The organism is Psychrobacillus sp. FSL H8-0484, from assembly GCF_038005325.1.
GTDB lineage: Bacteria > Bacillota > Bacilli > Bacillales_A > Planococcaceae > Psychrobacillus.
Genome location: NZ_JBBOSZ010000001.1, coordinates 1,543,410 through 1,556,074, shown reverse-complemented (window position 1 = coordinate 1,556,074; position 12,665 = coordinate 1,543,410). Strand labels below are relative to the sequence as shown.

The following is a 12,665-nucleotide window of genomic DNA, read 5'->3' as shown; positions in this document are numbered from 1 at the left end:
TATTAAAAGAGGTGAAACAATGGGTCTTGGATTAAAATTAAAAAATATTATCATGATTATTATTGGATCTGCGATATTTAGCTTTGGATTTGTACATTTCAATATGCAAAATGCACTTGGTGAAGGTGGATTTTCTGGAATTACATTGATACTATACTTCGTATTTCATTGGGATGTAGCTTTAATGAACTTATTACTTAATATACCTATGTTTATCATTGGATGGAAACTACTTGGACGTAAAGTATTTTACTATACAATAATTGGAACAATCTCAGTATCTGTATTCCTTAAAGTATTTCAAACGTATGAAATACAAATTGGAATAAATGACGACCTATTTCTAGCATCGTTATTTGCAGGTGTATTCATTGGTACAGGACTCGGTATAATTTTCCGCGCAGGAGGTACTACAGGTGGAGTAGACATCATTGCTCGACTCGCTCAAAAGTATCTTGGATGGAGCATGGGAAAAACCATGTTCATGTTTGACGCAGTAGTAATTTTACTTTCTTGGCTCACCTTCTTAGATATTCGTTCCATGATGTATACACTTGTTGCAGTGTTCGTTGGAGCAAGAGTCATTGATTTTGTGCAAGAAGGCGGATATGCTGCTCGTGGTGCATTTATCATTTCTGAACATCAAGACGCAATTGCTAACCGAATCACGAACGAAATGGAACGCGGTGTAACAGTTTTAAGAGGTTACGGCCATTATACGAAAAAAGAGCGAGAAATTTTATATTGTGTCATAGGCAAAAATGAAATCGTTCGCTTAAAATCAATTATTACAGCTGTGGATCCTCATGCATTCGTTTCTGTTACTGAAACTAACGATGTAATGGGCGAAGGATTTACGCTGGACGATGAAAAACGACCTTTAGACTGAGAAATGACCAAAGGAAAGTGTAGTGATTTTTGGTAGGTAATAACATGTTCGTTTAACAGAGCCTAGCTTTAAAAAAGGATTGTCCCTCGTCAAATTTGACGGGACAATCCTTTTCAAATATTCTACTCGTCTCTTGTCATACCTGTGTAGATTAATATTAAACGTACGAGCTCAAGAACTGCAACTGCTGCTGCTGCAACATATGTTAACGCAGCTGCATTTAATACTTTTTTCGCATGACGTTCTTCTTCATTACGGATAACTCCTAAAGACACCATTTGATCCATGGCACGATTAGAAGCATTAAATTCGACAGGAAGTGTTACAATTTGGAACAAAACACCTGCTGCAAGGAGAACAATCCCTACTAATAACAAACTAGAAAAACTTGCTAGCATACCTATCATTATGAAAATCCATGAAGCGTTGGAAGAAATATTAGCAACAGGAACTAGCTTATGTCTTAATGTTAGGAAAGAATAAGACTCTTTATGTTGAATAGCATGGCCGACCTCATGGGCTGCAATCGCTGCTCCAGCCACGGATGCCTCATGATAGTTATGAGAAGACAACGCTACAATTTTAGTCATAGGATTGTAATGGTCACTTAAGAATCCACGACTTTCAACTACTTTCACGTCGTATAATCCATTTGCATCTAAAATAGATCTAGCCACATGTGCACCAGTCATACCAGAAGTAGATCTAACTTTAGAATATTTTTTATACGTACTTTTCACTTTCATTTGTGCATATATCGGCAATAACAGTATTACTGCAAAATATACGATATAATTCATCATCAGTTATTTCCCCCTCTCAATCTATACTTATTATTTTAATAGGAAATGGACGTGCAATCAACTAATTCGCTTTATGCTTTTTTGATAAACGATAATAGCAAGACCAATACATGCTATGGATAACCAAAACGTGAAATAGCCAATATTAGCCGCATATTGGTCCAGACTTCGATAAACAGGCATTTGTCCAAACACATAGTCAATGACATCATTATGCAATGTCCATACAGAGGCTATAAGTATATGCACCCAAGTAAATCGATAAAAAGGAATGTATAACACAGCTTGCAGTGCCATTGCAAAGTGGGAAGCAACGAGCATCCAGCCCATCCAACCAAGATAGTCATTTTCAATATACATCCAGATATTCATGACAACTGCCCATAATCCGTATTTTACCAACGTAATTAAAGCAAGTGCCTCAATCAACTTCCAATTTTGTTTTAACAGCCATCCCAGTAATGCGATGGTAAAAAATAAACTTGCTGTTGGACTATCCGGAACAAATAGAAGGAATTTAGACTCCGTTACGGACAATTGTCCTTCATACCAAATGTAGCCATAAATAGTGCCCACTAAGTTAACAAAGAACAATAACCACATAAAGGATTTATTAAAGAGCATTAATTTCAAATACGTTATCATGTCTTTCATGTATACGCTCCTTCATAATAGTAAAAAAAGAGAGCCAGTTTCCTGACTCTCTTTTTTTTAAAAGTTATTCTGCTGGCTGTAAAGTTGTAATAAACTCTGCAAGCTTGTGAAGTTCTTCTTCAGTACCTTGGTAAGTACCACCTGGCATACCACCACGACCCTCATGGGCAATATTAACGATTTCGTCAGCAGTTAACTCTACGCCTACTAACGGTAAACCTATACCACCTTCAAATGCGTTACCGTGACAGCCAATACAAGACGAGGCTTGATATAGCTGATAGCCTTCCGAAGTTTCATCAAATTCAACTGAAACCTCTTCTTTTATTTTACCGTATTCTGCAGCAGCTTCCCAGTCATGGTTTACAACTGATTCCCATGTTAAGAAAATCATTGCAGCTAGTGCTAGCAACATAAAGCCAGTTGGTAAAGGACGTTTCCATGGACTTCTTTCCTTACTAGTGTCTAGGAATGGTACTAATAAAAGTGAACCAAATGCTAAACCTGGAATAATGATTGCTCCAATAACATTAAAAGGACCTGACGCAAATTCATACTTTAATAACTGATATAAGAATAAGAAATACCAGTCAGGTACTGGAATATATCCTGTGTCCGCTGGATCAGCTGGACGTTCAAGTGGCGACGGATGTGCAACAGTTAAAACTAGATAACCTACTAAGAAAACAGCACCGACTAACCATTCTTTCAATAAAAAATCAGGCCAGAAAGCTTCTGTTTTACCAGGATACTCAGAATAGTCTTTCGGAGTTTTCTTTGGTCTGCTAGCTGGATCTGTAATACGTGAGTCACCAACAAATTTCATACCTTTACCGCGATGCATAATGTCCCCTCCTTGTAAGAATTATCTGTACCACTTACCCATTATAGTGGTCCAGAAATACCTTGACGACGAATCATGATAAAGTGAGCTGCTAGTAATGCAAACAGTGCAGCTGGCAAGAAGAACACATGAATCGCAAAGAATCTTGTCAATGTTTGAGCACCGATGATTGTTTCATCACCAGCTAAAAGTGTTTTAATTACTCCACCAATAACTGGTACAGATGCTGCAATTTCAATACCTACTTTCGTTGCGAACAATGCTTTCATGTCCCAAGGAAGTAAGTAACCTGTAAATCCTAAACCTAGCATAACAGCGAAGATTAATACTCCAACCATCCAGTTTAGTTCACGAGGTTTTTTATAAGAACCAGTAAAGAATACACGTAATGTATGTAAGAACATCATAACGATAACAAGAGACGCTCCCCAGTGATGCATCCCACGCACAATTTCACCGAATGCTACTTCATTTTGAAGGTAGTAAACAGATTCCCATGCATTTTCAATGTCTGGTACATAGTACATTGTTAAAAACATACCAGATAAAATTTGAATTACAGTAATGAAGAATGTTAGTCCTCCGAAACAATAAACAAATGCAGAGAAATGGTGTGCGGGGTTTACGTGTTCTGGTACTTCGTGGTCTGCAATATCACGCCAAATAGGTGTAATATCTAGACGTTCATCCACCCAATCATAGATTTTATTAAGCACTGATGTCGTACCCCCTTACTTTTAAACTAATGTGTTAGGTATAGCTTTTCCAATTTCTAAGAAACCGTCATTTTCACGAACTTCAAATTGATCCAACGGACCTAGAGGTGGTGTTTTTGGAACATTCTTTCCGGTTTTCTCATAGCGACCACCATGACATGGACAGAAGAATTGATTTTTGTGCGCTGGGTCACCTTCCCAGTTTACGGTACAACCTAGATGCTTACATACTGGAGAAAGTGCAATAATACTATCTCCTTCTTTGTAAACCCATGCAGAATTTGTTACATCAGACTTGTACCATGCATCCACCTGTTCATAAGTGAAATCTACACGTACTGGAGTATCCGTAATATCTGCAATTTTCTTTTCAGTTAGTACGAAATCTCCGCCTTCTTTTTTTTGCAATATAGGATCAACTGCAAAACGTACCATAGGCATAAGCATTCCTGCAGCCATGAATCCGCCAACACCAGTTAAGGTATAACTTAGAAATTGACGTCTTGATACTTTATTGTTACTCATCCTTTTCCCCCCTCTTACTTAAAGGTCAGTCCAATGGACATACTTGCTTGAAATAATAATACTAGGACATATACATGATATATCAACTAAAATAGAAGGTCAATATTCCAATGACGCGAATTATGAACTTTGTGAACAAATGATTGAAAATGTCACTATTTTGCCCATTTTGTTGCAAAAATCGGAATGAGTTGTCGGAGTTGGTCTTCTAAGACAGAATTCCTCATTTTTTGATCCATAGAGTCGAGTGGCACGGATGGTGTCCAAATCACATTTTCTTCCTCAGCCATTGTACTCCAATCTCTATCAGAAGTAACGAAAAATATATGCTTAAATCCTACTTGATTTAACTCATCTTTCCAAATTTTCATTACTAGTTGCTTGTCCTGACTTCTTGTATAAGAAAAGGAAGGAAATAAAACAATCCTTCCTTTGAATTGATTTTCAATCACATTCGCTAAGGATAAAGTAAAATCAGCTGCAGATGCTGCAAATTGAAATCCATGCTCCGAACCGTCGATTAATATTAGCGGAATCACTGCTGTATCTATATATTCTTTTTGTGCTAGAAATACTGCACTATCTTTTCCGTTCCAATGCATGACTATCTCTCCTAATTTTCTCTTTGTTGTAGTTGTTTCCATAACGTGGAAAGTTCTAGAAATTTTTCTTTATTATTTTCATCAATTGCTTGATCGATTTGCTTTTTTAATTGTTCTACCTGAAATGAATGAAGACTTTCTGTTAATATATCTTCGGCAATAAGTTTGTCTTTCTCACTAATATGCAAATATTTTGGCATAAAAGGATTTTCTTCTAGTACCGCCAAATACTCTGGACTTGGTGGTAGTGTTTGAAAGTTCAGCTGAATATACATATCTTCTTCTGGATGCAAACGTAAATCGTGAAAAGACTTTTCCGCATCAGCGGTCATAATACTCCCTTTATAAAATCGAAAAGGGATGCCCGAGGAAGTAGTAACAGACATTATCATAGCTCTAGGGCAGTAATGTGCTTCCTCTACAAAATGGACGTTATTCAACAGTGTTTCGTGACTTATTAGGTAATTCAAAATCCAAACGCACTCTCTTCTCTTCATTTGATACTTTTTTAGAAACCAACGAACAAATTCTTTTTTCTCGCCAACTGAAACAGAAGCAGTCACGTAACCTCTCCTTCCTTTATTTATTCCAACATGTCAAACCATTCACTATTTTCTGGCTGAAGTATCTGCAATATGGATATTACTTCAAGCGCTTCGTCTCTTTTCCCTTCCTCTAACAGGAAATAAACGTACTCCTGTAAGAATGGAGCATCCTCTTTATGTTCAGTATATGCTAGCTTATAAAATTCGTATGCTTTTTCATATAATTCTAAACGCTCGTATGCAGCAGCTAAAAATGGATACATGGAAGACCATTCAAAATGTTCTTGTTTCAGCGTTTCATATAGGTCGATTAACTCATGATCCTTCTCTTCTGAAGAAAATAGAGAAGAAAGGATGAAAATTGCCTCCATATATTCAGGATCCAATGCAATGGCTTCACGCAAAAATGATTCCGCTTCTTTCACTCTACCCAATTTCAAAGAAATTTTACCTGCAAATAAATAATATTCTTTTTCAAATTCATCTCGAGCAATTCCATCTGTTATTGTCTTTAATGCTTCCTCATTTTTCTCTAGCATTGCATACGTTTCAGCAAGTAACATATAGCCAGAGAAATAATCCGGATCAATTTCTAATAAACTTTCTAAATGTTTTGCAGCTGTTTCATAATGCTGTACTTGAAAAGACGCATAGGCAGCATGAAATAAAACATCAGGTGCTACCTCTTTTTCTAAAGCCTCCGTATAATAAGGGATCGCTTCTTCGTATGCTGCTCCGGCACTATAAACTTCAGCTAACTTAAGCGATAAATTGACCCCTTGCAACGTTTCTTGATGCGGTACTAAATCCTCCATTAATCGAGCAGCTTCCAAATATCGACCTGTTTCAAATAAAAGTTCTCCTTTTGCATACAAAAGAAGAGGTTCAGATGGCAATAAAGCAATAGCTTCATTTATTTTTTGTTCAGCAACTTCATATAGGCCAATCATTTGATAATAATCAGCTAGCGTTAGCAGCGCTTGTGGATATGCTTCACTTGACTTTTCAACCATTGTCAGCATTTCTAAAGCGTCATCTTCCTTATCCAATTCTAAGTAAAGCTGAGCTTGATCAATTTTTAACTGATTCTCTTCCGGGAACAAATATTGCAAATGTTCCAAAACTTGTAAAGCCTCTTGTAAAAAACCATATTGTGTTAATAAATCCGCGAGTTCGTATTGCTCATCTGGATTTCCATCTAATAAAAAAGCATCCAATATTACACTTAGCTTCTCAATATTTCCTTCTTCCATTGCTTCCAAAAATGGTTGTAATTTATTCAATAAAATCACCCGTCCTTCTAGTGTCCTATTTATCGTACAGGACAGATTCATGTCATACAAGAGAAAATCCTTCAATGAACCAGAGTTCATAGTTTTATCACACTTAAAAGCTTTTTAAAATGTTGAAAAAAGTTCCAAATTCTGAAATTAGAATTTTTTTATCACCAATAATTCTGCAGATAGATTGAACAAAAGTCCAAGTCTGCACAAAAAGAGTACATAGATAGATAAAGTAACGAGGAATGGAAACTTATATGGAGAGATGAATTTAAAAATGAATTTTCATGGAAGAATTGGAATTTACAAGATTGGCCATCAGATTATAATGGAGAGTTACAATATTATTCTCCTGAAGATATCAAGGTAAATAATGATATTTTCATAATTGAAAGTATGAGAGAAAAATATAAGGGACGAGAATATACTTATGAAATAGTAATTACCTTAGAAGCAGATAGCGTATTAGGTAGCCTCTCGTGAAGACCATTTATATGAAATACCTAGATTTTCAATACAATATACAACTACTTTTTAATTATGTCCTTATAATTACTGACCACACCAATTATATGTCCCCTGATAAAACACAGCTCAATCTACTAAAAAAACCGTGAGTGACATGAAAAATAATGTCGCTCACAGTTATCAGATTCGTTCAGAAGGAGCGTGTCATAAAATTAATATGAATTGTTTTCATCACAGGGATGCTAAAACAACGCTATCCAGTTGCTCAAAAAAGTTTGGATATGACACGGAAATACATTCTGGATTATCAATTGTAACAGCACTAGAAGTAATTAGAGCTGCAATCGCAGCCATCATCCCAATTCGATGATCACCATAGGTTTTTAACTCTCCACCATGCAGAGATGTTGGCCCTTCTATAATCATGCCGTCATCTGTTGCGGTGATGTTCGCACCGAGTTTTTTCAGTTCATTCACAACCGCGTCAATTCGATTAGTCTCTTTGACTTTTAATTCTTCTGCGTTTTTAATTACTGTTTTTCCGACTGCTTGTGTTGCCAATAAAGCAATAATCGGAATTTCATCAATAAGTCGTGGGATGAGATCTCCACCGATTTCAGTTCCAGTTACTTCAGAGGTCTCGATTTCAATCGTACCCATTTGTTCATGACTATTATTTTCCGAATCATTGATGCATAACTTTGCACCCATCGCTTGCAGTACATCCACTATTCCAGTTCTTGTCGGATTTAACCCAACGTTTGTTAAAGTGAGCTTAGTATTAGGGACAATTGCACCTGCTGCTAAAAAGAATGCAGCAGACGATATATCTCCAGGTACGACAACATGTGTCCCGGTAAGCTTTTGTCCACCTTGGAGGCGTATAGTTCTGTCTTCTACCGAAACGCTAGCACCAAAATGTTGTAGCATTTTTTCCGTGTGGTCACGAGAAGTTTCTATTTCTTCTACAACTGTTTCTCCCTCAGCATTTAAAGCAGCTAGAAGAATAGCAGATTTCACCTGTGCACTAGCAACAGGCATTTTGTAGTGTATAGATTGTAAACTTGTTCCCTCCACTGCAATTGGTGTATACTGCCCATTTTCTCTACCAATTAGCTTTGCACCCATTTGCTTTAAAGGATTCGTGACACGTTTCATCGGACGTTTTTGAATGGACTCATCACCAATTAATACAGAAGAAATGGGAGAGCCTGCTAAAATTCCAAGCATCAGTCGAGTGGTCGTACCCGAGTTACCAGTATATAAAATTTCGTTTGGTTCATTCCATGCTTGGATTCCGTTACTTTCGATACGAACATATTCTCCATCCACCGTAATTTCTACTCCAAGCTTCGAAAAGCAATCAATCGTACTTAAACAGTCGTCACTTTGCAAGAAACCTTCTACAGTCGTCGTACCTTCCGCAATAGAACCAAACATTATGGAGCGGTGAGAAACAGACTTGTCTCCAGGTATACGAATTGTTCCTTGTAAGGAAGGTTGCCCATAATCTAATGTTTTGCTAGTTACCATCGTCCTTTTACCTCCCCTAAGAAATATACGTTTCAAATGTCGTTTTATTTGCTATACATGCAACTGCTTTAGCCCGGTCATCTATCGTCTGAAAACTGATAACTAGAATACCAAATATATCCTCGCGCGTTTCAACTATTCGTAAATTTGTAATACTGATACGGTCTTCTGCTAAATAACCCGTAATTTCAGAGATAACACCAGGATAGTCTGGAATATCCACATATAAGTCATATACGGTGTACATCGCACCTTGCGCAGTAATTGGCAATTCATCTCGAACCTTTTTTGCTTTAGAGAAGTATGCTTCAATGTCTTCCGCATTTGCGTGTAATAAAAGATTTTGTAGCTTAATCATCTCTTCCGTCCACACTTGTAATTGATTGCTTAATTCAGTCCGATTTTGGACGGTAATGTCTCGCCACATAATCGGATTTGCAGAAGCAATTCTTGTTAAATCACGAAAGCCTCCTGCAGCAAGTTGCTTAGTAAATGGAAATTGTTCATTTTCTCCAGCAAGCTGGTGCACAAGCGAAGCCGCAACTAAGTGAGGAAAGTGGCTGACTACAGCGGTCATATGATCATGTTCCTCTGCGCTCACTTCTACTACTTTCGCTTTTGTCACCTGCAATAAGTCCGAAAGAATCTTGACCTCAGCTTTATTTTCACCAGGAAAAGGTGTTAATAAATAGTAGGCATTCTCAAATAAATGTGCTCTCGCTGCTTCAACACCACTTTTATGTGAACCAGCCATTGGATGTCCACCAATGAACGTAATACCAGCATTTTTTAGCTCTTCGGCCGCACTCATAATTTCTTTTTTTGTACTTCCTGTATCTGTAACAATGACATGCTTCTTTATATGCCAGTTAGGCATTTCTTTCATCAATCGTATGGTTTCACTGACAGGAGTAGCAAATACAATAACGTCTGCACATTCAGTAGCATCTGTTATCTGGACGGCCATCTCATCAATGACACCAATTCTTTTTGCTGTTTGAAGGGTGTGACTATACGAGTCATGGCCTATGATCGTGATCTCTTCATTTCGCTTTAAACCCAGCGCTAAAGATCCCCCTATTAATCCTAGACCAATGATGAGAACTGTTTGCTTCATTATAGTACGCCTTCCTCTTGTAAAACCTCGTCTAATTTTTGTAATAGCTCTGTATTTTGTTCCTCCGTACCAATGGTAATTCGAAGATATCCTGGTTTACCTAGCGCATTTCCACTACGAACAATAAACCCACGCTTCATCAATCCTTGGAACACCACATCACTATCTGCTTTTACTTCCATTAGAATAAAATTTGTATGGGAAGGATAGAAATCGAGATTACGCTCTTTGCAAAATACTTCAAATTGAGCTCTGCCAGCATTATTTTTTTCTTTACACTCGGCAATAAATGCTTGATCCTCTAAACCAATAATTGCGACTTCCTGGCTTAACAATGTGTTATTGAATGGTTCGCGTGTTGGTTCAAGCTGGCTAATTACTTCTTCTGAACCTATGGCATATCCAACTCGGAAGCTCGCTAAGCCATAAGCTTTAGAAAATGTACGCATGATTAGAACATTTGGATATTTTTCTAATAATCCAATAGAACCTTCATATGTATCATCTGTTATATATTCTGTATAGGCTTCATCTAACACGATCAATACATCGCTTGGTACTTTTTCAACGAAAGCTCTAATTTTGTCACTAGGTGTTAGTGTTCCAGTTGGATTATTTGGGTTACAAATCCATACAATTGCAGTATTTTCATCTACTGCTTCTGCCATTTTTTCTAGATCATGTTCACCTTTTTCTGTTAGTGGGATTGCACGGACTTCTGCTCCTTCGACAACTGCATTATGTTTGTATTGACCGAATGTTATATCTGCTACAACCGTATTTAAACCTGGCTGAAGTATTGCTCGAGAAACGATGAGAATATTATCATCCGATCCGTTTCCAAATAATAATTGTTTTTCTGATACATTTAAATGTTGTGCTACAGCAGTTCTAAGTTTAGTAGCATATCCATCTGGATAAATGGCATAGTCTACATTGGCATTATTTAAGTACTCTTTTACTTTGGGAGATGCACCATATGGATTCTCGTTTGATGCAAGTTTTGTTACCTTTTCTAAGTTATACATTTTTTTTACTTCGTCCATTGTTTTTCCAGGTTGGTATGCTTGTAAACCAGCAATTTGTTTTTTAAATTTCATCATAAAAACCTCATCTCTTTTATTTATTTGGCACTGTTTTATTTTACTGTTGTTTCTTAGCATATAATTTGCGGTAGAATCCGCGTAGAGGGAGCGGATTCTACCAAATAACAATTATGTAGTTTAACATCGCCATTTATTTAACTAAATCAGGCCTCAATTGAACAGCATTGTTTAAGTAAATATGTTGAATATCATGTTGTGCTTTTTCTGTATTAACATGCATTAATAATCGGATACATTTCTCAAGCGCACCTGGAACGTTCATTTCGTGCGTACACATTACTGGTACATAACTCCAACCTTCTAACCCGCGAACAGCTCTAGCAGGAAAAGCAGACGTAATGTCTGTCGTTGTTGAAATAATAACCGAAGCAACTGTCTCTGGATCAAGGTCATTTGCTTTTATCATTTCTTGAACAAGTCGTACTGTTTCTTGTAGCACTTGGTCATTTGAATCTTCCGTTACAGTTATTGCCCCTCTTACGCCTCTAATCAATTTCTACGCCTCCTTGATCCATTCCCTCAATTGTCCATCACATTTCTTCACTTCATCCATGGAAATAACTTTTACAAATGGTTCTCCGATGGTTTGAAGTAATGCAAAATGAAGTTCCCCATTGGTCGTTTTCTTATCTTTCAGCATAAAACCCGCTAAATCCTCGAATGGACAATTTAGTACATGCTGAAAATTATATCCAAGGCTATTCGCAAAATAATAGACTTTCTTTGCATAGCCTTGTTCTACTTCACCATTTATTTCACTTAACATTAAAGCAGGAATCATACCAATCATGACTGCTTCTCCATGTGTGATTTTCCCGTAACCGACAGTAGCTTCGATAGCATGGCCATATGTATGTCCAAAGTTTAAATACTTTCGATAAGATTGCTCTTTTTCATCAAGCTCGACTATATGTGCTTTGACGCGAATCCCTTTTTCAAGCCAAATGAGCAGTTCTACTTTGTCGATAGATTCCATACTAGATAGCGAGAAAAACTCTTCCATCCAGACTTGGTCACTAATTAACGCGTGTTTAATAACTTCCGCAAGACCGGAACGGACTTCTTTTTCAGGTAAGGTTGCTAGGAAGTGAAAATCATATAGCACTTCCGCTGGTTGATAAAAAGCACCAATCATATTTTTCCCGTTTGGATGATTAATGGCTGTCTTTCCTCCAACTGCACTATCATGAGCTAGAATAGTTGTTGGTATTTGATAGAATGGAATTCCTCGCATAAATGTAGCTGCAACAAATCCAGTTAAATCTCCGACAGCACCTCCTCCTAATGCGAAAAGAGCAGAGTTTCTTGAACAATTTTCTTGTAATAAAAACGTTTGAACATTGAAATAAGACTCAAATGTTTTACATGCTTCTCCATTTGGAACGATAAAAAGTTTAAATGGGAATGTAAAATGTTCACGAACATATTGTTCATGTAAACTCCAAACATGCTCGTCCGTAATAATGACTAACTGATCTACTTTTTCTAAAGTTTCTGCATGTCGAATACAAAACTCGCTTAATATGTTTTCACCTAAATGCACCTCGTACGAAGTATCTTTCGTTTTTACCGGGATAATCATG

The 12,665-nt window shown here is 37.1% G+C and carries 14 protein-coding genes; 1 reads left to right on the top strand and 13 read right to left on the bottom strand.

The window, feature by feature from the left end; genetic code table 11:
• Window positions 1–19: 19 nt before the first annotated feature.
• Entirely contained in the window at window positions 20–889 is an 870-nt protein-coding gene (locus MHH81_RS07255; RefSeq protein ID WP_340919570.1) for a YitT family protein, read from the top strand.
• Window positions 890–1,011: 122 nt separating this feature from the next.
• On the opposite strand, the gene MHH81_RS07250 is transcribed toward MHH81_RS07255, so the two are convergent.
• From MHH81_RS07250 to aroB, 13 genes are all read right to left on the bottom strand, one after another.
• Window positions 1,012–1,689 (bottom strand): zinc metallopeptidase, encoded by a 678-nt coding sequence (locus MHH81_RS07250; RefSeq protein ID WP_340925163.1) that lies wholly within the window; start codon window positions 1,687–1,689, stop codon window positions 1,012–1,014.
• Window positions 1,690–1,749: 60 nt separating this feature from the next.
• Window positions 1,750–2,346, bottom strand: coding sequence for a DUF1405 domain-containing protein (locus tag MHH81_RS07245; protein ID WP_340919568.1), 597 nt, complete (start codon window positions 2,344–2,346; stop codon window positions 1,750–1,752).
• A 64-nt stretch (window positions 2,347–2,410) separates the two neighbouring features.
• Window positions 2,411–3,190, bottom strand: coding sequence for a menaquinol-cytochrome c reductase cytochrome b/c subunit (locus MHH81_RS07240; protein ID WP_340919566.1), 780 nt, complete (start codon window positions 3,188–3,190; stop codon window positions 2,411–2,413).
• A gap of 41 nt (window positions 3,191–3,231) precedes the next feature.
• Window positions 3,232–3,906, bottom strand: coding sequence for a menaquinol-cytochrome c reductase cytochrome b subunit (gene qcrB, locus MHH81_RS07235; protein ID WP_340919565.1), 675 nt, complete (start codon window positions 3,904–3,906; stop codon window positions 3,232–3,234).
• 21 nt (window positions 3,907–3,927) lie between these two features.
• Window positions 3,928–4,431, bottom strand: coding sequence for a QcrA and Rieske domain-containing protein (locus MHH81_RS07230; RefSeq protein WP_340919563.1), 504 nt, complete (start codon window positions 4,429–4,431; stop codon window positions 3,928–3,930).
• A 155-nt stretch (window positions 4,432–4,586) separates the two neighbouring features.
• Window positions 4,587–5,033, bottom strand: coding sequence for a YpiF family protein (locus tag MHH81_RS07225; protein ID WP_340919561.1), 447 nt, complete (start codon window positions 5,031–5,033; stop codon window positions 4,587–4,589).
• A gap of 11 nt (window positions 5,034–5,044) precedes the next feature.
• Window positions 5,045–5,596 carry a ReoY family proteolytic degradation factor gene (locus MHH81_RS07220; RefSeq protein ID WP_340919559.1) on the bottom strand — a complete coding sequence of 184 codons (552 nt, stop codon included), beginning with the start codon at window positions 5,594–5,596 and terminating at the stop codon, window positions 5,045–5,047.
• 20 nt (window positions 5,597–5,616) lie between these two features.
• The gene (locus tag MHH81_RS07215; RefSeq protein WP_445678075.1) at window positions 5,617–6,861 is read right to left on the bottom strand and encodes a tetratricopeptide repeat protein; all 1,245 of its coding nucleotides are present in this window, start codon (window positions 6,859–6,861) and stop codon (window positions 5,617–5,619) included.
• A gap of 696 nt (window positions 6,862–7,557) precedes the next feature.
• On the bottom strand, window positions 7,558–8,859 hold the full coding sequence (aroA, locus tag MHH81_RS07210) for a 3-phosphoshikimate 1-carboxyvinyltransferase (RefSeq protein WP_340919557.1): 1,302 nt from the start codon (window positions 8,857–8,859) through the stop codon (window positions 7,558–7,560).
• A 16-nt stretch (window positions 8,860–8,875) separates the two neighbouring features.
• Window positions 8,876–9,976 (bottom strand): prephenate dehydrogenase, encoded by a 1,101-nt coding sequence (locus MHH81_RS07205; protein WP_340919555.1) that lies wholly within the window; start codon window positions 9,974–9,976, stop codon window positions 8,876–8,878.
• Entirely contained in the window at window positions 9,976–11,076 is a 1,101-nt protein-coding gene (hisC, locus tag MHH81_RS07200; protein WP_340925159.1) for a histidinol-phosphate transaminase, read from the bottom strand. The genes MHH81_RS07205 and hisC overlap by 1 nt, the downstream gene beginning before the upstream one ends.
• Before the next feature lie 136 nt (window positions 11,077–11,212).
• Window positions 11,213–11,575, bottom strand: a complete 363-nt coding sequence (aroH, locus tag MHH81_RS07195; RefSeq protein ID WP_340919553.1) for a chorismate mutase — start codon at window positions 11,573–11,575, stop codon at window positions 11,213–11,215.
• 3 nt (window positions 11,576–11,578) lie between these two features.
• Window positions 11,579–12,664 carry a 3-dehydroquinate synthase gene (aroB, locus tag MHH81_RS07190; protein WP_340919551.1) on the bottom strand — a complete coding sequence of 362 codons (1,086 nt, stop codon included), beginning with the start codon at window positions 12,662–12,664 and terminating at the stop codon, window positions 11,579–11,581.
• Window position 12,665 lies beyond the last annotated feature (1 nt).

Bases quoted from the DNA above. Each gene is read 5' to 3' on its own strand.
- MHH81_RS07255 (WP_340919570.1), top strand. From the start codon at position 20: ATGGGTCTTGGATTAAAATTAAAAAATATTATCATGATTATTATTGGA.
- MHH81_RS07250 (WP_340925163.1), bottom strand. From the start codon at position 1,689: ATGAATTATATCGTATATTTTGCAGTAATACTGTTATTGCCGATATAT.
- MHH81_RS07245 (WP_340919568.1), bottom strand. From the start codon at position 2,346: ATGAAAGACATGATAACGTATTTGAAATTAATGCTCTTTAATAAATCC.
- MHH81_RS07240 (WP_340919566.1), bottom strand. From the start codon at position 3,190: ATGCATCGCGGTAAAGGTATGAAATTTGTTGGTGACTCACGTATTACA.
- MHH81_RS07230 (WP_340919563.1), bottom strand. From the start codon at position 4,431: ATGAGTAACAATAAAGTATCAAGACGTCAATTTCTAAGTTATACCTTA.
- MHH81_RS07225 (WP_340919561.1), bottom strand. From the start codon at position 5,033: ATGCATTGGAACGGAAAAGATAGTGCAGTATTTCTAGCACAAAAAGAA.
- aroA (WP_340919557.1), bottom strand. From the start codon at position 8,859: ATGGTAACTAGCAAAACATTAGATTATGGGCAACCTTCCTTACAAGGA.
- MHH81_RS07205 (WP_340919555.1), bottom strand. From the start codon at position 9,976: ATGAAGCAAACAGTTCTCATCATTGGTCTAGGATTAATAGGGGGATCT.
- hisC (WP_340925159.1), bottom strand. From the start codon at position 11,076: ATGAAATTTAAAAAACAAATTGCTGGTTTACAAGCATACCAACCTGGA.
- aroB (WP_340919551.1), bottom strand. From the start codon at position 12,664: ATGATTATCCCGGTAAAAACGAAAGATACTTCGTACGAGGTGCATTTA.